At 42.6% G+C, this 23,717-nt stretch carries 11 protein-coding genes; 6 read left to right on the top strand and 5 right to left on the bottom strand.

What is annotated here, in order from left to right:
* Positions 1–111: 111 nt before the first annotated feature.
* From CTT31_RS19655 to CTT31_RS19640, 4 genes are all read left to right on the top strand, one after another.
* Positions 112–2,448 (top strand): TonB-dependent receptor, encoded by a 2,337-nt coding sequence (locus tag CTT31_RS19655; RefSeq protein WP_260492842.1) that lies wholly within the window; start codon positions 112–114, stop codon positions 2,446–2,448.
* Positions 2,449–2,524: 76 nt separating this feature from the next.
* Positions 2,525–3,652: an alkaline phosphatase family protein gene (locus tag CTT31_RS19650; protein ID WP_260492841.1), complete on the top strand. Its 1,128-nt coding sequence runs from the start codon at positions 2,525–2,527 to the stop codon at positions 3,650–3,652.
* Positions 3,649–4,728, top strand: coding sequence for an alkaline phosphatase D family protein (locus tag CTT31_RS19645; RefSeq protein ID WP_260492840.1), 1,080 nt, complete (start codon positions 3,649–3,651; stop codon positions 4,726–4,728). Before CTT31_RS19650 ends, CTT31_RS19645 begins: the two co-directional genes overlap by 4 nt.
* Positions 4,729–4,926: 198 nt before the next feature.
* Positions 4,927–5,682, top strand: coding sequence for a hypothetical protein (locus tag CTT31_RS19640; protein ID WP_260492839.1), 756 nt, complete (start codon positions 4,927–4,929; stop codon positions 5,680–5,682).
* Between the two features lie 301 nt (positions 5,683–5,983).
* On the opposite strand, the gene CTT31_RS19635 is transcribed toward CTT31_RS19640, so the two are convergent.
* Together CTT31_RS19635 and CTT31_RS19630 are read right to left on the bottom strand one after the other, a co-directional pair.
* On the bottom strand, positions 5,984–17,776 hold the full coding sequence (locus tag CTT31_RS19635; protein WP_260492838.1) for an Ig-like domain-containing protein: 11,793 nt from the start codon (positions 17,774–17,776) through the stop codon (positions 5,984–5,986).
* A gap of 239 nt (positions 17,777–18,015) precedes the next feature.
* Complete coding sequence (locus CTT31_RS19630; protein WP_211857242.1) at positions 18,016–19,083, bottom strand: TIGR03032 family protein; 1,068 nt, start codon at positions 19,081–19,083, stop codon at positions 18,016–18,018.
* Positions 19,084–19,248: 165 nt separating this feature from the next.
* Here CTT31_RS19630 and CTT31_RS19625 point away from each other — a divergent pair, with 165 nt between their 5' ends.
* Positions 19,249–20,541, top strand: coding sequence for a sulfotransferase (locus CTT31_RS19625; RefSeq protein WP_211857244.1), 1,293 nt, complete (start codon positions 19,249–19,251; stop codon positions 20,539–20,541).
* A gap of 8 nt (positions 20,542–20,549) precedes the next feature.
* Here the strand turns inward: CTT31_RS19625 and CTT31_RS19620 are convergent, their stop codons facing one another.
* On the bottom strand, positions 20,550–21,065 hold the full coding sequence (locus tag CTT31_RS19620) for a GNAT family N-acetyltransferase (RefSeq protein WP_211857245.1): 516 nt from the start codon (positions 21,063–21,065) through the stop codon (positions 20,550–20,552).
* Positions 21,066–21,075: 10 nt separating this feature from the next.
* Complete coding sequence (locus CTT31_RS19615; protein WP_260492837.1) at positions 21,076–21,834, bottom strand: sulfotransferase domain-containing protein; 759 nt, start codon at positions 21,832–21,834, stop codon at positions 21,076–21,078.
* 50 nt (positions 21,835–21,884) lie between these two features.
* Between CTT31_RS19615 and CTT31_RS19610 the strand changes: the two genes are divergently transcribed.
* Positions 21,885–22,439, top strand: a complete 555-nt coding sequence (locus CTT31_RS19610) for an aspartyl/asparaginyl beta-hydroxylase domain-containing protein (RefSeq protein ID WP_211857247.1) — start codon at positions 21,885–21,887, stop codon at positions 22,437–22,439.
* Here CTT31_RS19610 and CTT31_RS19605 read toward each other — a convergent pair.
* Positions 22,399–23,691, bottom strand: a complete 1,293-nt coding sequence (locus CTT31_RS19605) for a S8/S53 family peptidase (RefSeq protein ID WP_211857248.1) — start codon at positions 23,689–23,691, stop codon at positions 22,399–22,401. The two genes, CTT31_RS19610 and CTT31_RS19605, sit on opposite strands and share 41 nt — an antisense overlap.
* Positions 23,692–23,717: the final 26 nt, after the last annotated feature.

The following is a 23,717-nucleotide window of genomic DNA, read 5'->3' as shown; positions in this document are numbered from 1 at the left end:
AACTTTTATTAATTGAACGTTCAATAAAAATGGCCTGAATTGTCATAAAAGCTCCCCATACTTGCGCCGACTCTTTCAGCGATCACAATTAACCTAGAAGTTGGAACAATTATGAAAACGCAACGCAAGCTAAACCTGATCACTACCGCACTATTATCCACCCTAGCAATTAACGCCTACGCTAACGATGACAAGACTAAAGACGATAAAGTCATTGAAGAGGTTACGGTTGTTGGACAAAGTGTTTCCTTTGCAAATAACGCAACAAGTGACGAAATGAGCAAGCAGCAGTCTGCTATGACATCGGCTTTGGCTGTTATCGATAATTTACCTGGTGTACTCATCAACGAAGGGGATACATTTGGTTCTGACGACTGGTCAACCACCGTTTCTATTCGTGGCTTTCAGCTGAGTTTAGACGAGCAGCAAATCGGTATTACGGTTGATGGCATTGCCAATGGTAATTCAAACTATGGTGGTGGTGCGAAAGCAAACCGTTACATTGATACTGAAAACTTGGGTGCAGTGCAAGTATCTCAAGGTACCGCTGATATTGCCTCACGCTCCAATGAGGCATTGGGTGGTACACTTAACTTCACAACCATCGACCCCACTGAAAAACAAGGCTTAACGCTCTCTATCACCAGTGGTGACTTTGAAGCGCAAAAGTACTTCGCTCGTTATGAAACCGGTGAAATAATTGAGAATACCTATGCTTGGATCAGCGTTTCTAGCTCAAGTAATTCAGACTGGATCCAACAAGTCGCGAATAATGAACGCGACCATTTAGCCGCTAAAATAAAACACCAAAAAGGCCCGCTAACGGTAAAAGCTTATGCATCTTATGACGATGTGGTTGAGGCAAACTACCAACGTGTAAGCCAAGAACAATTTGAAGCAGATCCAGCATGGGATAGACTAACAGATACTATCACCGGCATTCCACACATAGACCAAGTATACCGCAATGGCTGGCGTACGCACCGCGAAAACATTTTCGGCTACATAGAAGCAACCTATGAACAAACTAATTGGGCACTAACGAGTAATGTCTACTATCACACCAATGAAGGTCGTGGTGATTGGGTTCCTCCCTATTTAGTTGATATCAACAACGACGGATTAAATCAGCCTCATTCAGAAGTAACAGGTACTGCGCCTTATACTGGCGGTAGTCCTATCGGACGCATTTACTTCGTTGATAGCGAAGGTAAAGCACTAAAACCAAATGCAAAATGTACCTCAAGCCTGACTTTCCCATACGGTGGTGCTGACGAAGAGTATGATCCGGCATGTTATAGTGCAGGCGCGATTCCGGTAGGCTCTTATCGACATACGCACTACGGTAAAGACCGTCTCGGGATCAATGCTGATTTTACTTTCTACGGTAAAATTGCCGATATGGATAACACCATTCGCGCAGGGTTTTGGTATGAAGACTACCAACGTGAAGAATGGCGAGATTGGCACAAGCGTATTGATGCTCGAGTCTCTGCTAATTTTGATCATACGCCATATTGGATCCAATATAGCCGTGAGTTTAATGTCGATACAACCATGCTCTACATTGAGGATGAATTAGACTTTGGCCTAGCTCGACTGCGTGTTGGCGCCAAAAAATTCTTGGTCGAGTTAGAAGGTGTCGACAAGTTTAGCGGTCAAAAAGTGGCGCTAGACTCAGACTCTGACACATTACTAAGCGCTGGGATCGTCGCCCCCATGCCAATCGAAGGTCTAGAATTATTTGCAGGCTATGCCGAAAACTTTGCAGCTATAAAAGACAACGTATTAGAACGCGAAGCCTCTGCACTTGAACAAATCGAGCCTGAAACTGCTGAAAACATTGATTTAGGTTTTAGGTATTCATCTACCGAATTTAATGCCAGCCTGACCTATTATGATGTAACGTTTGATAACCGAATTAGTTTTATTGCTCCAGATTCACCAGATGGTATTGATTATCTGATTGGCACTAATGGTTCATATGTGAATGTTGGCGGTATCGAGTCGAGCGGTTTTGAAGCTTCTGCAACTTGGTATGTAACCAACAGCTGGGGGATTTATGCATCATATACATATAACGACTCCACCTACACGGGTGGTTTGAATGACTTCCCGGCGGGTAACACAGTATTTGGCTCCGCAGAAGATTTAGCCGTTATTTCTATTGATTGGGCTGAGGGACCATATTTCGCAGGTCTTTCAACGAAATGGGTGGGCGAACGTTACATGGATGCGAAGAATACTCAAAGAGTCGATAGCTATATGACTTCAGATTTTTATGCCGGTGTTGCGATTGATTCACCGCTATCTGGTGTTGAAAATATGGAGCTAAGATTAACTATCAATAACCTAACCGATGAAAGTTATTTGGGTGGTATTGCTGGTCAATCTGCATGGATAGGTGCTCCACGCACCGCGGCTGTGAACTTTAAGCTCACTTTTTAATAATAAAACCAAGTAAATAAGGGCACTTCGGTGCCCTTTTTACACCGATACGCCCTAATGTGGATTAGGAGATAAAATGAAGCGTCCAATGTGGTTATTCATACTCACTTTTAGTGTATTTACTCAAGCAAAGCAAAGTGATCCGAACCTTATTCTGGTTACAATAGATGGTGTTAGATGGCAAGAAGTGTTCTACGGATTGGATAATCAGTTAGTTTCCGATAAAGAATCAACAAGCGATCCAAAAGCGCTAAATACACTTTTTCAAGGACACAACGCTCAACAAAGCCGTGAAAAGCTAATGCCATTCTTATGGCAATACGTGGTCGAAAACGGCGTCATTCTCGGCGATAGAAAACAAAACTCAACAATGCGAGTTTCCAATCCATGGTATTTTTCATACCCGGGTTACAACGAGGTAATTACTGGTATTGCCGATCCCAATATTGACTCTAATGACAAAAACCCGAACCCAAATATATCGTTTTTAGAATGGCTGCAATCTCAGCCTAGTTTCGAGCCAAACCTTGCCGTGTTTGGTAGCTGGGACGTGTTCCCTGCGATTTTTAATCGTGAAAGGAGCAAATTGCACATAAACGCTGGATTTGAAATTGCAAAACACACAACTAATCCCAAGCTGCAATTTTTAAATGAATTACAAGAGCAAGTTCCGAGCCCCTGGTCCTCAGTGCGCTTAGATGCCTTTACGTATCAATATGCAAAAGCCTATCTTCACACCCAAAAACCAAGAGTGATGATGCTAGCACTTGGCGAGCCAGATGATTATGCGCATGGTGGAAACTACGACGAGTACATCAAAGGTATTCACCGTGCTGATAAAATATTGGCCGACTTATGGCAAACCTTACAAGCAATTCCGCAATACAAAAACAACACCTACCTACTCATTACTACCGATCACGGCCGAGGTATGGATCGTGAGGATTGGAGACACCACTCATCAAAAGCAGCGATTGAAAAGAACTACCCAAGCATGCTTGAGAAGCAGCCTGAGGGGATCGTAGGTTCTGAGCAAGTTTGGTTTGCAGCAATCGGACCCAAAATAAAAGCTAAAGGATTAGTGATCCCAAAGCAAGAGCAAACCTTGTCGCAAGTTACCGCGACTGCGCTTCAATTACTCGGACAAAACCCTTCTACCTTTAACCCCAAGATAGCACCGCCGCTTGAAGGTATAACGCAATGATCAAATTAAAACGACCTAAACTCTCTGAGCGCAAGCGTTTCACTTACCTCATGCTATTTCCTTTAATGGCGTTTGTTGCAATGAATGTGTATGCCAATGAGCAATCTTCTTTGTCAACTATTCGCTTTGGTTCATGTTCTCATCAAGATAAACCTATGCCTATATTAGCGGCAATTAATAAAGAGAACCCTGAACTATTTATCTTTCTCGGAGACAACATCTATGGTGACACCACGGATATGGATGTGCTTAAGAAGAAATATGAAAAGCTTGACGCAAACGCAGGTATACAGGAATTACGGCAACAATCTCAAGTTATCGCCATTTGGGATGACCATGACTACGGTGAAAATGACGCAGGTTTGGAATATTCTCAAAAAGAAGCCTCACGAAAGATCATGTTAGACTTTTGGCATGAGCCTGCAAACTCTTTGCGACGCACTAGAGACTCAGGAATTTATACTTCGTATGAATATGGCCAAGGAAATCAGCTCATTCGTGTCATTATGCCCGACTTGAGATGGAACCGTCCGGCGTTAACGTCAGTATCAAAATCAGAGTACGACAACAAACGTAAGCCAGAAAATAGAGGACCATATAGCCCAGTTCTAAACGCGAGTATGCTCGGTGAGCAGCAGTGGCAATGGCTTGAGTCTGAGTTAAAAAAACCTGCCGCCATTCGAATTATCGCCTCTAGTTTGCAATTATTACCCGAGTTTACGGGCTGGGAAGCTTGGGCCAACTACCCTGCTGATAGAGCACGCCTTATGAACTTCATCACGCGCGAAAAACTTGGTGGTGTTATCATGATTAGCGGTGATACACACTGGGGTGAAATTTCGAAGGTAGTACATCAAGGCTACCCTTTTTGGGAAGTCACCAGCTCGGGGCTTACAGAAGAGTGGAAACAAGTCAGCCCAAATCAACACCGAGTATCTGGGTTTACTCATGATGTGAACTATGGGTTCATCGACATTGATTGGTCTCAATCAGATCCCACAATCACAATCGGCTTAAAAGATGTGGAAGGTAAAGAAGTGATGTCAAATATCCTTAAGCTATCCGATATTCAATAAATGCCGCCAGTTAAGTCGTATACCTCCATTGTTTCTTCATATTTACGCAATAATATGACAGCGTTTTTATCTAGGAACATGGAGGTTCCCTTTCTACTTTGCATCACCACAAATTGTTATAAATTGTTAAACCCTATTCTAGAAACATTAAAATAGCGCTACACTCTTTTTGCACATATTGAAGAAAAGGAAATATTCGTGAAACGAGCCAGCGTTTTATCGAGCTGCATTGCTTTAGCATCACTAATTGGTTGTTCAACTGAATCAACACAATCAGATGTAGTAAAAACAGAAGGGATTTGGGCGGATATTCGTGTTACTTCAAATAGTGAAGGCTCCCGAGTTGTTACTGAGTTCAATTTAAATAGTAGTTCTGGTGCGAACGTCATTCTTTCTGATGGTGATAGTGTTAGAGCAACACTCGGTAATGAAAGGAAGATATTGGTAAAAGATCACGACCTATTCGATGTCGATTATCAAGGTTACTTTACAGCAACTGCAAAAAATTCTGAGCTAACACTTGAGTTCATTCGTGATAAAGAGAATGAAAAATTAACCTCTAGAGTGAAACTTCCTGCACCAATAAAACTTTACGCTCCAGTTTCTGAGCAATTTAACCGTAATGATGACATTTTGGTCGAGTGGAGAGAGGAAAGCGACATCAATACCAAACTTTTTCTCGAATTTAAATCGTTTTGTACTAAGACGACTGGCGACTCAAGCCTTATAAGCTTCGAATCTGAAATATTAGAGTCTGGTGGGCAATATAAAATTCTATTGAGTGAATTAACAAGCTTTGATGATGACACACTGGATAAAACAAAGCCATGCGACACGACTGTAACATTGTTCCGTACCCGAAAAGGCGCTATCGATACCAAATTTAAATCCGGCAGTCGAATAAATGCCATTCAGGAAAAACAATCTGAAAAGTTCCAAATTACTCTTAACTAGTTAATTTCAATAACTTTCCCCCTCTTCTAAAAGTTATTTTAAAAAACTAATTAAGAGTAAACATAGCCCAAAGCTCTCGCAAGAGGGCTTTTTCTTTAATGTTTATCCCATCCCTCATATGTACTTTCCAATTGTACTTTCCGATTAAAAGCAGATGAAGATTTCCAATAAGTTATTGAAGAAGCTTGCCTCGCATCAAAATGTCTCCATCATGAAACACACTGGCACTGGGTGGCGTCCAATATAAAAAGGCCTCAACATGTAGTTGAGGCCTTTTTAATGCTAAAACTTGTAGTTAAACTTAAAAACGATAGCTCAAATTCAGTGCTAAGTCGTTTACATCATTTGCAGAAATGAAATAGTGGCTAAAATCTACTCCTAATGTCAAAGCTTCACTGAGTTGATAATGAACACCACCGCCTATGTAACCGCTGGTACCGCTGTCTTCGTAACGAGTGGAAAATCGACCATCCCGAACGCTGTTAATCTTGTAATCCCAATTAAACGCACCCAAGAACATTTTACCAACAAACTTATCTGCAAATGATTTTGAGTAGTTGAATTGTAATGCAAGACCTTCAGGCAAAACCGGGGCAACTCGCGCCAAAGCCATTTGGCTTTGCTCAGGATCCGCACTCAAGCCAGTAAACTCCACGCTTCCTTGACCAAGGTCAATATAGCGAAGTCCTACCTGCCAATTAGGGACTAATTCATAAAACGCTCCTATTGACCAACTACTGCTGTCTTCATCTAAATTGACGATGTTTAAGTCTGAAGTGTTAATTTCACTATCTGCTGTAGATTGTCCGAGTGTAGCCTCCACTTGCCAATTACTCGCCTGTGCCTGTGTACTTAATAAACAACTCGTACTCACCAATGCAAAAGCGGGTAAAAGTGATTTTTTACGGCGCAGTACCAGCGCACTAATTAATAACAACAACATGCCTCCCATAGTCCCTGAGGACTTGTTAGTTATAGAGGTAACTTGTTTGACTGATACCGTAACGCTTACCTGGCCCTCAGCCATAGCGCCAAATTCATCTTTAACAGCATAGTTAATTGTATCAACACCTTCAAACCCTGCCTTTGGTGTGTAACTCAGCGTGCCGTCAATATTAATGGCCACAGCACCTTGGCTTGCTGTTGCTGAAACAATGCTTAACACTCCGCCTTCAGGGTCGCTATCATTTGCAAGTACATCGATAATGATTTGCGCACCATTTGAGGTTGCCGTATCGTTCGCAACTTGCGGTGGTTGATTAGCAATAATGGAAACAGTCGCCGTACTATTACTCGACCCGCCCTGTCCATCGGTCACACTATACTGAATAGTCGCATTGCCTATAAATGCCGCTGGTGGCGTATAGTTCAATTGATTATTTTCGATACTAACAACACCGAAATCGACACTCGCACCCGTTATGGAAAGTGTATCATTGTCACCATCCGTATCGTTTTCGAGCACATCAATTATAATTGTTTGACCAGAGACAATTGTCACACTATCAGCATTAGCGACAGGTTGTGCGTTATTTGAGATTGGTACTGCAATGCCACCTGGGTCGACAATACTGCCATTGGCAATACCATCATCATCATTTGGACCCCCATCAACAATACGTAGTTGCACACACCAATCACCATCGCTAAGGCCTGCGGTCCATTCGTTGCTTCCTGGAGGAGGACAGAAACCTGGCTCACCTTGAGTTGAGAGTAACTCGTTACCTTCTCCAATCACAAAGTCTTGCCACTCACCGCCAATTAATTTGCGATAAACCGCATTAAGTGGGATAGGTTTGCGTTGTGGTAAAACGATACTATATACATCACCGGGTTGTGGTAACCCCGTCGCAATAAAGTCGAACAAACCACCTGCATTATTGGCATTGGGATCTGCAGGCAGCTCTGACTCCAACAACTGTAGACCACCCGTATTATTTTGTGGCACAGTAGCGCCTTTACGTAAACATACACCTGGGTCACCTTCAACCAAGAACTGGCTAGATTCTAACGCTTGTTCTTGCACCACATTACAATCAGTGATCGCATCCATGAAATCAGGAATACCGTCTTCGTCCTCATCGGCATAGCCTTCTTGATCATCCGGAATTAAATCACCGTCACTATCCTCTCCGGTCAACGGTGCTAGAGAATCAACAATTTCTACAAAGACATTGCGAGATGTTGACAGACTTGGCGTCGCATTATCTTCAGCCGTAACCCTTACTTTATAAATACCCGCAGCGACATTGGCAGGGTTAAACTCAAAGATAAATGGATCATTGGATGTATTGACTAGCGCCGCATCCGGCTGCCAGCTGACACTCACAAGATCATTCGGGTTAGGATCAGCAACTATAGCCTCTATGGTAACCACTTCATTAGAAGCGGTAATTAAGCTACGCTCTTCACCATTTTGCTGCACAACTGCTGATAAACTTGGCGCCACATTTTGCTCAACAATGGTTACTGTTGAAGTAGATTTAGCCCCTCTGTTTACTGAGTCACTCAGGGAGATCACAATGGTTTCGTTATCTTCACTTATACCATCAGCAAATATATTAAAGCTGATGCTAGCACTAGTGCCTGAGCTTATTACCACTTCACCCGACTGTAAGTCATGATCACTGCTATCCGCTGAACCCGAAACGGTATAAGGTACGGTTACAGGGTAACTTGGTGCAGGGCCATTTAGATACACCTTAATCGAGTGACTGCGATCTTCTGCAACTCTACTATCTTTTTGCAGTGACACCAGAGGGTTGACGTTAAGATTCTGGCTCGCAGTGGCTTGTTGTCCTTGATTATCCGTTGCCTGCCAATAAACAATGTGTTTACCAGGCGCAAAGATAGGAATTCCTCTGACTAAAGATACCGGTAGCGGATTCCCTGAGCTATCTGATGCGACCGCAGTACCAAGATCCACTTTGGTGAATAAACCTGTTGCGTTCACGGTTAAGTCACTCGGAGCAGTAATTGATGGCGCATTGCCCGTGCCCGTACCATTAATCGTGATACTAGCATTTGCCTTTGCCCTCGCTTTACTATCATCTTCAATCAAATAAGTAACGACTATTGGTACTTGTGAGTTTTGCACAGCTTGGTAAGTCAAGGTGTTATTGGCTATGAACGCAGAACCAATTGAGGCTTTAGCGCCGATAATTCTGAGCGTTCCGCCATCTGGGTCAGTATCATTATTTAAGACAGGAAGCACATACTGATTGGAAGCCACAGCATCGAAGGTGAAGCTGTCATCAACGGCAATAGGTGCATCATTTACGGAAGTTACTGTCATCGCGACTGAAGCCGTATTTGACTTAAACTCACCGTCTGACACTGTGTAAGTAAATACATCAGAACCATTAAAGTTCGGTAATGGTGTATAGCTAAACACAGTACCTTGAATTTGAACTACACCATTTTGTGGCTGCGACACTAATTCCATTGTTAATGCATCACCGTCGGCATCACTAACCTCTGCCGAGAAGCTCGTAGTACCATCTTCAAGCACCGTTCTTTGCATGTTGTTTGCTACCGGCGCAGCATTAACCGGCTCAACATTGATTTCAAATGCCGGTAAGCTTGCTTGTAATGCTCCATCACTAACACTCACGATGATATTACTGTAAGTGCCCACATCATCTCTAGTCGGTGTCCCCGCCAAATTACCTGAGGCCGTATCGAAGCTTGCCCAAGCTGGTAAATTGGTTACAGAGAACGTCAATGCTTGAGAGTCCACATCGGATGCTGTTGGCGTAAAGCTGTATGCTTCGTCTTGTTTCACAGTTGTTGATGGCGTACCTGAGATAACTGGTGCGTCATTCACAGCATTCACCACTATGCTAAACGCAGGCAAGGATGCGTCAGCTTGACCATCCGACACCGTAATCACAATGCCGCTATAAGTACCGTCTTGCCCTTCACTTGGCGTGCCAGTAATCGCGCCTGTTAAATCGTTGAAATTCGCCCAACCTGGCAGGTTCGCCACACTGAATGTTAAACTATCACCATCTGTATCCAATGCCGTCGGTGTAAAGCTGTATGCAACATCTTCATTGACAGACGTCGCTGGAACTCCAGAAATAAACGGCGCATCATTTACTGATGTCACTGTAATATTGACTGTTGCTGCATTCGACACTAAACCTTCGGCATCTTGTACCGTATAAGTAAAGCTGTCATTTCCGAAGAAATTAGCATTCGGCGTATAAACAATATTACCTGTCGTTAGTATTTGCAGTGAACCGCCTTGAGGCTGACTAACAATTGCAACACTTGCGGCATTGAGCTGACTATCTACGTCCGTGTCATTACCCAATACGTTGATTTCAATGTTGCCATCCTCAAGTAATTGAGCGGTGTTGTTAACAGCAACTGGCGCATCATTAACGGCTGTGATATTGACTGTAACTGTTGCAGGATCAGAGCGCAGCCCTTCACTATCTTCGATGGTGTAAGTGAAAGTCAATGTACCATTTTGGTCTTGTTTCGGTGTGATCGCGAGCACCCCATCCGAACCAACCGTAACAGTAGCAAGGTCGTAGTTTCCTGCACCATCGCCTTTATCTTCAAGCGCCACATCCGAACCATCAAAACCTTGATCTTCAACATCAGAGTCATTTGCAAGAATTGCCAATGTTGTTGCAGTATCTTCGTTTGTTGTTACCGTGTCATTTCCTGCCACAGGTCGGTCGTTTACAGCACCAATATTAACGGAAATCGTGGCAATATTTGACTTACCACCTTCACTGTCAAGAATCGAGTAAGTAAAGCTATCACTCCCCGTCTCATTAGCATTTGGCGTATAAGTAATGGTGCCATTATTCAAGTCTATTGCCGCTTGGCCTTTACTTGGCTGCGACTCAAGCGCAATAGTACCAGTTGGGTTGGTATCTTCGACATCCGTTGCACTTGCTCTAATCGCTAATGCTGAAGTTGGCGTGTCTTCATCGATATTCGGTGTAAAGTTAGCCGCGACTGGTAGGTCATTTACCGGCGTTATAGTAATACTAACCGTTGCCTCGTTTGATTCAGCCTGAGTCGAATCTTTAACCGTATAGGTAAATGAATCCGAACCATTGGCATTGGCAGTAGGTGTAAAGGTTACTACTCCATTATTAACGCTTAACTGCCCCTTAGTCGGCTGAGTTTTAATCGTAACCGATGAAGCAACCATATTGTTTTCAGGGTCACTATCATTGGTCAGCACATTCACCGAGTTAGAAGCATCTTCAAGCGTAGTCAGCGTATCGTTCACAGCCGTTGGTGCATCTTCAATTGCATTCATATTGATTGTTACGGTGTACACCGGCGAGCTGGCATTAGCGCTGTCTTCAACATGATAGGTAAAGCTATCGGTATGATTCTCACTCCCCCCATGAACATAGCTAAAGCTACCGTCGGTGTTGAGGGTTAACGTACCGTATTGCGGATCTGTGTCTTTCACTATCGTTAGACTGTCGTTGGAATCAAGATCATCGTCACTCGCAAGCGACAGTAAGCCATTGTTGAAGTCCCGCGTTAATGTTGCGCCTTCATCTATAGTGAAGCTAGTGCTTTGCCCCGTTGGCGCATCATTGGTATTAACTACTTCAATATTAAATGCTGTGAGTGTATCGCTATCCGTTCCGTCGCTCACCGAAATTTCAATATTAGAAGTCGTGCCAACATGAGAGTCATCCGGAGTACCTGAAAGTTTACCCGTTTGCGTATCAAATGTTGCCCAACTTGGTTTATTCGTAATACTAAAGGTATGGGTATCGGCTGTGTCAGAATCAGTCAAGGTCGGCGTAAAATCGTATTCACTGTCTTCATTGACGCTCGTTGCCGGTGTGCCTGTGAGCACAGGGGCAACATTATACTTTTTAGTGACGGTGTCAGTTACTGCACTCGATTCATTCCCAGCGTTATCAGTTACAGTAACAGATAACGTCAACGTTCCTTCGTTTAATGAAGTGACATTAATTCCGGTCTCTTGGTGGGTGGTACCCGTTATAGATATTGCACTTGAGCTCGTTACAGAACTGCTACCGTCTGAGATTTCATAGGTAAAACTACCCGCTGATTCCAAACCCGTTAATGTGAAGCTAAATGCAGTTTCATTACCTGCATTGATCAAATCTTGGTCAATCGCAGCTGAAATCCCACTTGGTGCTGAGTTATCTAGCGTGACTGTCGTGCTCGCTGCGCTTGAGGTATTGCCAGCAGCATCACTTTGCGATGCTGTTACCGTCAATGTGCCATTGTTAAACGTGCTAACATCAAATTCTGAGCCACTTATTGTCCATTCGCCGGAACTATCAGCAGTGACAGTACGATCCAAACTATTTGCACCGTCATTGATAGTGACAACTACACTATTTCCAGCTTCCGCTCCCGTTCCTACTATCAAAACATCATCATCTTCTGATGCATTTATTAAACCATCGCCTTCTATAGGCGTTGTGATCGCAGGCGCTGACGGTGCTGAGTTATCCAATGTGATCGTGGTGCTTGCTGCACTTGAGGTATTACCTGCTGCGTCACTTTGAGTAGCTGAGACCGTCAATGTGCCATTGTTAAACGTACTGACATCAAATTCCGAGCCACTTATAGTCCAATCCCCTGAGCTGTTCGCAGTGACCGTTCGACTAAAACTATTTGCACCGTCATGAATAGTAACAGTTACACTATTACCCGCCTCAGCGCCCGTTCCTACAATCAACACATCATTATCTTCCGCCGCATTGACTCGGCCATCACCTTCAATTGGTGTCGTAATTGTCGGTGCAGAAGGTGCTGTATTATCGAGTGTAACAGTCGTACTTGCTGCACCAGAGATATTTCCTGCTGAATCTGTTTGCGTCGCCGATACAGTTAATTCGCCATTACTAAATCCACTAACATTGAACTCACTGCCACTGATAGTCCAGTTTCCGCTACCATCGGAAGTTACATTTTGATTCAGCGTTGCTGAACCGTCAGTAATACTCACGCTAACAGTCACGTTAGCATCGGCACCAGAGCCAGCAATCAAGACATCATTGTCTTCAGCGGCATTAATTTGACCATCTCCCTCAATTGGAGTCGTAATACTAGGCACTGAAACACTCGTATCAATGACCATTGATAAGCTATTGCTATTGGTAATATTACCGGCGGTATCCGTTGAGCGCGCTGTGATTGCGTGCGTACCACTGGTCATCGCCGAACTAGGAGTAATAGTCCATGCACCTCCCGCAGCTGTGGCTGAACCAACAACGCCATCAAGATCAGAAATTAGTGTCACTGTGTCGCCCGTAGATGCACTTCCTGTGAATGTGGGCGTTGTATCATTAGTAATGTTATCTGCATTTGAGGAGCCGGTATCACTACCAGCGGTCAGATCTGGCGTGCTTGGTGCGGTAGGGGCTGTATTATCGATCGTTACGCTTAAAGAACTAGAGCTACTACTTACGTTCGTGCTCGCATCCGTGGCGGTCGCAAAAATCGAATGTGATAACCCAGCAGTCAACGGATCCGTTGTAATTTGCCAATTACCACCAGTTGCTGTGCCAGTACCAATGACCGTGGTACCTCCGCCTACCTGATCACTATATAATTTAACCGTCGCCCCGCTCTCAGCAGTACCACTGAAGGTTGGTGTGGTGTCATTGGTAATGTTGTCTGAGCTTGAAGCCCCGGAGTCTGAAGCTGCATCCAAGTCTGGTGTCGATGGCGCATTTGGGGCCACGTCATCGTTGACTGTTATCGTGAATGACTCTTGGTAACTTGCGGTTCCATCACTCGTTTGAATACAAATAACATAGTCACCTGGAGATGTTGATGCTTGCGTTTGTAACGTATCTCCTGAAAATTGGAAACTGCCGTTACCCGAATTTGCGCTACATGTACCACCATCGCTACTGCCAGCCGTAACCAAGCTATAGGTATGACTGTCGCCACTTTCCACATCTGTGGTGCTGGCTGTCGCCACGTCCGCAGCAGTTCCGGTATTCGATTGGTCTATGCTTGTTGCTGTCAATGCAATATCGGTAGGGGCATCATTTACAGGAGTAATAGTAACTGCGGCCTGATTTGTACCAGTACTGTCTGCCGTACCATCATTAAAGGTATAGTTAAGTGTTACAGATGAGCTTGGATCCTCAGAGCTGTTACCGTAACCAATTGATTGCAGCACATTATCCACTAGCGCGGAAGTAGCACTGCTGTTGAAAGTGAGTACGAGTGTGCCTGCAGAGTTAGTGGTGACTGTACCTATCTCAGTGCTATCGTAACTTAACGTGCCCCCCTGAGTCAGCGTACCTAGTAGCCCAGTGTTACTAAATACATCTTCACTATTAGCACCACCTGAACGTGAGATTGTTAGCGACGCACCATCATAGTTACCATTTCCGCCACTCAGTGCGTCAAGCTCAGTATCTGCAATGGTTACATCGCTGTCTATCGCAATCGAAGTGCCATTTTCAGTAAAGGTATTACCACCATTTAAATTACTAAAGATAGGCTCATCATTCGCAGCTTCAAAGGTGATCACTGTATCACTGCCAGAGTCAGCGACCGTAAACGCAAGATCGTTCCCTGCGGCATTCGAGAGCGAAATACTTATTTCTGGGTTAACAAAAGTAGTAGCGTTGGTGTCCACCTCCAGCGTACTAGTACCATTAAAGCGAATATTGCTGGTTGATAATCCTGTTACGCCTGTAATTGTTATCTTATCTCCGATGCTAAGATCGGCTATTGTGTCACCATTTAAGTCACTTTGAGCACCGACAAAATTATCATTACCATCGTTACCTGTCATGGTATCTGTACCGCCGCCAGGACGTATAGTGTCTGCGCCACTACCACCTGTGATAGTATCAGACCCATCCAAATCTGTTGCTGTTATTTCTAGCACATCACTAGAAAAGGCAGAAGCGTCTATGACTAGGTCAGACGTGATTGCACTGCCGCTGGCATTTGTAACCGACACCGTTTGACCGTCGGCATTAAAGTTATCAGTAAGGGTGATCGTTGCTGCGCTATTGGTGCCAATTGAAATGCCTTCAATAGCTGAAACCGAGGTGGTCGAGAAGTCAAATTCCCCACCATCCATGAGTTTTAATGTCTCACTACCCGCCGCCCCTGAAATCGCTGTTGCAAAATCACTCAGATTGGCCGTATCAATCGCAACAGTTGCACCACTAGATAGACTGAGGTTTCCTATATTGAAGAATCTACCTCCAGTTACATCCGCACCATCTGACGCTAAAACAAGATCTGCTACGTTCGTGTCGCCAGTTAAATCGCCAGTATAGGTGCTACCACCGATATTGAAGGTAATTGCATCATCGTTCGACGTTGCTGAAACATCAGTGGTACCGTTACTGATGGTAATAGTCCTAGTATTGCTAGAATCGTCACCAACACTATAAACTTCAACTGAAGAGAAAGTGGTGATATCCCCATCACCAGAAATATTGATAGTTTCTGATCCAGCTGCTGAAATATTACCAGTAAAACTTTCATGTTGAGCTACTGTCATGGAAACAGACGCGCCGGAGGCTATCGTTAAATTACTGACCGCGTTTATACTTGCTGCCGTAATATCAGCACCAGAACTTAAAGACAAAGTATCGGCAGTGGTATTTTCGCCCGTAATTGTTCCAGTATAGGTAAGCGAACCTAAATCGAAGGTGATTGCATCTGAAGTTGAGGTACCGGTAACAGAATGACCTGCACTGCTCACGGTCACGGTTCTTGAATTGGTTGAATCATCAGATAAAGTATAATTTTCAAGCGCAGAAACCGTTGTAATATCGCCATCACCAGAGACAGTTAGAGAATTAGTGCCATCGCCTGAAACCGTACCAGTAAACGATGATAACTGAGATACTGAAACTGTTGCAGAGCCACCAGTTGCTACAGAAAGGTTTTCAAAACCGCTTACTGACGCGCCTGCGATACTTCCGCCATTACTGATTGAAAGCGTATCGGTACCACTGCCTCCAGCTAGCGTACCAGTAGCTGTGAATGTACCGACATTTACGGTGTCATCACCACTACTGCCTGTTACGCTTTGCCCTGCAGCGCCAAGCGTAAAGGTGTTAGCCGCTGAAAGTATGTAAGTTTCAATTGCACTGTTACCCGTTAAACCATCACTCACATCACTGATAGTGATGGTTTCTGTTGCCGCTGCTGTGATTGTTGAGAAGCTGTCATGCTGCGCTTCCGTCATAGTGACCGATGCATTATCGCTTAAGGTCAGTGATTCGAAACCACTGAGTGTAGCACCACTGATATTTGCACCATTATCTGCTTGTAGAGTATCTGTGCCTGCGCCAGCTACGAGCGTACCTGACGGCGTAAACCCGGTCACATTAACCGTGTCATCCCCGCTGCTACCCGTCACGTTTTGTGCCGCCGCTCCCATGGTAAAGTTCATTGCAGCGCCTAACACATAGGTTTCGATATCGCTATCACCGGTTAGGGTTTGATCTCCATCCGCACTAGATATTGTAAATTGGTTTGTACCTGGGCCATTAATGGTAGTAAATGCGTCATGCTGTGTTTCGGTAAGCGTTAAAGCACCGTCATTATCAGGAGTTAATGTTTCGAAATTAGCTAGTAACGTAAAGTTAGCTAGATTAGAGCCAGTTACTACAGATAAGGTATCAGTTCCCGCGTCCCCATCAGCAGTTGAACCAGCAATATGGCTAGTATCAGCAATAGTCAGTGTTTCATCGTCACTCGTAAAGGTAATTGCTGGAGATAAGTTTGCGCCGTTTGTTGTATTAAAACTGGCTGCGGTACTGCTTGCTGCAGTGACATTACTCACGGAAATAGTCGCTGTGCGAGAAGCACTATTAACTGTACCATCATTTATAACAACAGTGACAGTTCTTGCGGTTTCATTGGGACTACTGGAGGTATTGTTGTAAGTGACTGCCTGTAAGAAGGTTTGTACTTCTGCTGCGGTTGCCGTTGCGCCAGTGATAGAAATTGTATCTTGTAGCGAAATATCAGAAGAACTCGAAATTCCCGTCAATGCATCTTGAGCGGATGCACTAACATTCAAACCTTCAGATGCACCGTCTTGATCGTTGGTAAGACTTACTGTTATGGTGGTGATTGTGTCGCCATCAGGCTCAGTTACACTCGCATTTGGAGCTATGCTAACCGCACCACCACCTTCAGAAAATGATGCACTGCTATCGTCACTACCACTCGTTGAATCTAAATCAACAACTGGAGCAGCGTTTGTTGCCTCGACTGTCGCCTTGACTTGAAAGCTATAGGGGTTTTCGTCTGAATCGTTATTATTAAAAGAGACTGTTGCTATCTGTTCACCGACACTCGACGGATCTAATGTTACTACAAACGTTGTACTACCACTTGGTGAAATACTGCTGGAGGGTTGAGTAGTCACACTAAAATCAGAAGAACCAGAAATCGAGACCAAAGGTGAGCCGCTCAGCGTCAGATTCCCAGCTCCTGAATTACTAATAGTGAAGGTTCGGGCTAAGTTAGCATCATCTGAGGTATGTGTGCCGAAATCGGTATGATCTGCTGTTGAGGGTGTCGTATCTCCGTCGTCTATAGTCTGGCTATTGCCTGTTACGTTTACCTCAGGCGTCAGAGGTGTTGAAGCACAGTCTTCATCAGTTGAGCAGGCTTGTCTATCATTTGGACCACCATAGCAAAAACCGCTATAACATACACCGTCAGCCGCGGTATTGATTTTTCCTTTAGTATCGTTATCCCCGATAAAAGACTTATGATTATTTGAAAACAGCTCAAGCTCTTTCATCACTTGTTTTAATACAGGGCTATGACGGTTTCTAGCTTTTGAGCCCGCCAAAAAATCATCGAGATCAAACTCAACCGAAGGCTCTAAAGGCTCACCTATCTGCGCACTGGAAGCTTTTTCAGGATGTTGATAACTAGACGTTTGCGCTGAGCTAGTCACACTATAACCCGCGGAAAACCCCATTAAAGCAAATGTAAGTACCTTACAACCATTTAAATGAAGGATGCGTTGATTGTTCTCTCTCCAAGTTTTTTTATCATCAGAATGTAAAACTTGGCTAGTCGCGGTTGTGATCTGCGAAAAATTAAAACTCGAACGATTCATACTGGTTCCCTAAAACTCCCTGCATTAATGCAGTACTGAAAAATAAACTAACACGCAGAAAGAAAAGCAAAGCCGTCATTCCAGTTTTGCTTCTAAATGCCAAATATTTTCAAATAACCAACTAAAAATTGTAATCCGATCAATATAATTATTCAATTACATGCAATTACACTGAATTTCTTATTTTGTATCGAAATTAAGAAGAAGGTGCAACCTTACGAGTTGCACTGAATTTTGACTTAACTATAGACGATTATCTCACTTACTTCATTCTCATCCATCTCAAATATTTTAGGGAACCGTTCGCCTTTTATTATCGTAACATCGTAAATTTGATCTAATACTCCAGAAAAGTTTAGTGTGGCGATTTCTTCTCCACTTCTAAGATCAAAAGCCACAATACCGCTTGATAGCTCATCAGTGATCGACAGTAACGGCATATCACTAAAACGCTTACTACCGTCTCGTGCACCGCGTATTTTCGAGAGACCAACAAAACCGAGCTTACCAGTCAAAGTAAGTCCTCTTGTAAATCCGTTTACTTCAATCACTTTTTTGAGCCCGCGTACATCCCAACACCAAACGCTTCCGGTACCTGACTCACAAAAATACAACGAATCATTATGCCATTTTGGGCTATGTGGCAAACTGAGCTCGTTTGCAATTACCTTCTCATCACTAATACGCATAATTCCCCCAGTAAAACTGCTTTCACCCTGCCAACTAAGCTGACTATCTAAATCGCTAAAATATGAAACAAACTCAGGCTTGCCACCTTTCATCGCCATACCGTTTAAGTGGCAGTGGTCTTGCGCAACTAATTCACTAATAAAAGGGGGTCGCCAAACAGACTTAAACTGTTTGCCAGTTTCTATTGTTGCGATACAGTTGAAACGCGTATTAACTAGGTATATGGATTCGCCATCATTGGAACCTCCAAATGCAACATCATGAGTATCTAAAAAGCCCGTGACATGTGTTTGTACTGGATAATAAAATGAGTCATGCTTAGTCTCTAAAGACTGCAAAACTGGGTGTTCATGTGGCTTTATTACTCTGTCATATCGCAATAATTGTGCATAGGCTGCAAAAGCCATTTTAGTTTGTGAAGCATTAACAGCAACGCCCAGCACTCGTGGCATTCTCACCACTTGTAACTGAATTTCACAACCATCGTTCGAACTGATAATCAGCAATCCATCTAAGTTATGACTTGATACGAGAATAGTAGAACGCATTGCGTGTAATAAGGCAGGAAAACGTTCGCAATATTCGATGCCAAATGATAGTTTAGTCTCTGCCGTCATATCTAGATCATTAATATTTATCAATAAGATAGATGAAAATGTATAATATAGTTACAGTTACCGCTACTGATTTCTTCCTTTTCGCAACATATTTTTGTGGTGGTAATGTATTTAACTCATTAAAGAATCAAAAGTTAAGTTTTGGTAAGTGTCTAAGGAGCCAATGTGCGATTAACAAAACCCTTGCTCACAATAGGGCATGTAGATATCAGCAATCTTTGTTCAGCGATCGATGCTTTGGCAGAGTCTAATTGGCAAGAAAACACTTATCGACAAACTTCGTATGAGGTACATAAGCAAACAAATAGCATTGTTTTACTCTTTAAGTCAGGCTCTTATACAGAGGTAAATGAGCCATTACTTAAAGTATTTCAGCCACTACTCGCACCGATTTTTGCGAGATTTGCTCAGTACTATGGCTATCATAAGTTGGATATATCGAAAATAATGTTTGCGCGCTTACCTGCGGGAAACAGCATTTCAAAGCATTATGATTCAGATCCAATGTTTGCCAAGTACCACCGCGTACATGTACCACTTAAAACCAATTCCCTTGTCGACTTTTACATAGAAGATAATACGTATTCCCTTAAAGCAGGCATTATTTATGAGCTTAATAATCTTGCTTTACATGGAGTTTCAAATAGTTCACAAGAAGATCGTATTCACCTTATCTTTGACGCTCGGCCGATAAAACGCATTGCTCAGGCAACTACACACTTATTTATTTTAAGTCCAAATAATTCAGGCTCAACCCTATTGTCTAACACATTAGCAGCAGGAAAAAATGTACTTAGCCTACCAACCGAGGGCCAATATCTGCCTGAGTTTATCGGACCAAACCCTGCTCATGATGCTAGCATGTACGTGTGGAGCCAATTCAATACACTAAATCGCCTAACTGATCCTCGAAGTTACAACTGGCCAGCTATCAGAAAAGGGTGGAGTAATTGTGTTAAACAGACACAAAATAGCGCTAACTTGTTTATCGAAAAGTCACCATGCAATATCGCTCGCATGAATATGCTTATGGAAGAATTTGATAACGCCAAGTTCATTTTTTTAGTTCGAAACCCGATCGCAACCTTTGAGTCGATAATTCGTGGTCGAGCTGACCTTTACAATATTGAGCAACTCGCTGTTGACCACATTATTTGGTGTTTTATGCAACAAAAACAAAATATAGAGTCTTGCGCTGCTCCATATTTGCTTATTCACTATGAAGCTATTTGTGATAACCCCACAATAATTTCGAAGCAGTTGGCGGAGTTTGAGCCAACTCTTGACTCTGTGGATTTCTCAAAAATACATAACGTCAAGGGTCGGACATCTCCATTAGTCAACTTTAACAATCAGCAAATGGAAAACCTGAGTGAAGCACAGCTAGCTTTTGCTATCGAAGCGTTCACTCCTTATGCTCCACTATTTACCTACTTCGGGTATGGCCCTTTAATATAATTATCCAATCAAACGTAAATTTTAGATGCCGCCTGTGGATACCAAATCATGACTTCCGACGGGCCTTCTATGCTCGTCACTCTGAAGCCCAGCCTTAAGTATAAACGTTTTGCTGTGAAATTATGGGAAAGCACACACAGACTCATTGAAGCACCGATTTTACCTGCTATGTGCATAAATGAGCGTAATACTGCCTCCCCAACCCCATTTCCTCTAGCCTTTTTAATAATGGCTAAGTCTACTAAATGCACTTGATTCTCAGAAAAATCGACTACCGCCCGACCAATCGGTTCATTCTGCTTTTCAATGATAAAATACATTGCATTCGGAAATTGCTCGCCGTACCCTTGGTTCATTGCTCTGAACTGTAATTCGATTAAGGACTCTATGAAGTCCGGTTCCCCCTCTACCATACGCAAATCGTCACGTTTTTCATTATGCACTCTTTGTAAAAACCCACTATCGCTTGGCTTCGACATTCTTACATGTAGCCCTTTTGGTAATACGAGTTCGCTAAAATTCATAATCTTCCCCTTAAAAGTATTCGCTTAACAATATTTTTGCTGGCAATGTTAGGCGACTTTCTAGTATATTTTTTATCTTATCAATTTGTTGTTTCGAAAAATGTTGAGTGTGCCCATTAACCTTACCTTCCCTTGCTCGCAAGGAATTTGGATTAGTAGGGTCAATGACAATTTGTCGGTTGGGAAATCCTTTTTCTATTTCTAAGCGCCTCAGTGAATCAAACGCAGAGTGGGCTATCGCTTGCGTCAACTTATCAACTTCCAGTGAAAGTTCAAAAAACTCAATCACTGAGATCATCACTTCCATTGTATTTCTATGTAGACCTTCATAGCTTATCGTCTTAAGCTGTTTAGGGTCGTTATTGCTGAGTGCTGCTGCAAGTTCATTATAAAACTCAATAAGTGTGAAAATACTTTGGTTTACAGTGAACTCTGATAGTGGTGGTAAATCTCTACCGTGACGGCTAGACGACTGGAAGTAATATGAAACCAAAGTATCTAATGGACAGCGCTTGATAATAAGCAACTTATCAGCTTCTTTGCTATGAGATACTGCATGACTAAAAGTAACGAAAGGGTCTTGCTGTGATAAAGCATATGCAGGGAGCCCTCTCTCGGGATCTAAGTTATAATTGGGGCACAAGGTGAACACGCTAAAAAAATCTATTGACTTATGTACTTTTACATACTGATTAATATAATTAGCAAGTATGAACCTGACCCAGGTTCTACCGCATTTGGGGAAAGAGCATACTAAATTAGTTTTCAAAACACATTCTCTCTCAATTATGATACTTTAACTATTTATTCAGGATGCCCATGTGTTATTTCGATGGAAAAATACGTCAATTAACAACTATTCCAGACACTATCTTTGAACCACTTTATAAACAAGTACAACTTAGTAGTGCAACTTGGGATAGCACAAATAGCGCTAAACCTAACAACTTTCAATGTTTTCATAGCACTGAGCACATTATATTCCAATTCCCAAAAAGTCTAGACAACCACCTAGAGTCATATTACACCCATCAGTGGGAAAACTGGAAAATGACTATACAACCATTAATTGATCATGTAACTAAAGTTTACAATTATCACAATGGCAGGACTGCTCGAATTATGCTAGCAAAGCTACTACCACACAGCCATATAGATTTACATATTGATCAACATGTTTCAGCTGATATCCCCCATAAAATTCATATCCCTATAATAACAAACAAAGAGGTTCTTTTTATTGAGGAAGATAAAGGCTTCCATTTATCACCAAAAATAGCATATGAAGTAAACAACAAGATAATGCATGGTGTAATCAATAAGTCAGATCAAGCTAGAATCCATTTAATATTCGACTTTTTTGACTCTCCATAATCACCTTAATTAGCTCGTTTACATTTAGGTTTTTACTATTATTACGCTTAACAAAGTTAATAAATTGCTCTCTTGTTAACTCAGGATACGCACTTAAAATCGCTGCGGAGACTCCTGTGAATGCAACACTAGCAGCAGATGTCCCTGTATAAAATGCGCTGTAGTCCGCCTGATTTTCATTATAAACCGTATAAGGAACAGGCAATGCTATAAGTATATTTTCCCCTTTTACTGGCCCATAATTTTCGCCATGCATCGCATTAATGGCGATCACTTGACTTTGATTTGCTAACATAAAACCGCCATCTAACTGCATAGGTGTGTTACCAGCTGCTACAATCACCAATGTCCCTCTTCCTTGCCGACCGTCTTGTGCTAGATCAGTCAAAACCTGCTGTAGTGAGGCCGGTACAAACATTAATGTCCAAGGGCAAGAGATCACATCCGCCCCAGACATTTTTGCCAAAAAAAACGATAAGATAATATCGGATGTCCAGTTATACTCTCTAGCGATTAATACTGCATCCGCTTTAGGCGCTAAACCTTGATATTGCTCATGTGTTGACCAAATTAAAGCACTACCTGAATTACCATGAAAGCCATCTTGTTTTAGATTTTTTAGCTGCTGGGGATTATCGGATCGAGCCTTTAACTCATCAACACTATAATGGAGTTTAATAGGGGTACGTCTCAGAAATGGGTCTTCTAATGTAAATGCCTTATCTATTATTGCAACGACAGTCCCCTCTCCTGCTCTGTCAAACCAACGCTTAACTGAAAGTGATTCTCGAACTGGTGTATGAGTGTAAATTTTCCATATATCAGGAGTCTCATTATTTTTTCGTTCTAGTCGAACTTGCAAAAAGTCTGGCTCAAAGTCTATTATTCCTTCTACATGAGCTAAACTTTCCAACAGCTCAAATGTGTGATTTACACCATCTGTAAATACTACGCTCCAAGCTTCACCCAAAAAGTTATAAACCTTAAAGTGAGGCAGTGGAGAAGTTTCTTTTATTTTATCTAAATCAATACTGTGCTTTATTAAAATACGCGCACCAATAAGCAATCCAAAATTATTTAAGTTTGGGTGATGGTAAACGGGAGCTTCTTTGAACTCAGAGTGGTAATCTAAAGAAATAGAGCTATTACCATATTTAACATTTAAAACCCTTGGCCACTCACCAGAATTCAATGCATAAGAAGCAGAAATATGGAGAAAATAAAATAAAAGTAAAAAAAGGTAGGATCTCATCACTTTCAACCATATAAAACACTAGT

Source organism: Pseudoalteromonas maricaloris, assembly GCF_024746855.1.
In the GTDB taxonomy this organism is placed as follows: domain Bacteria; phylum Pseudomonadota; class Gammaproteobacteria; order Enterobacterales; family Alteromonadaceae; genus Pseudoalteromonas; species Pseudoalteromonas maricaloris.
This window is presented reverse-complemented; position numbering and strand designations above follow the sequence as displayed.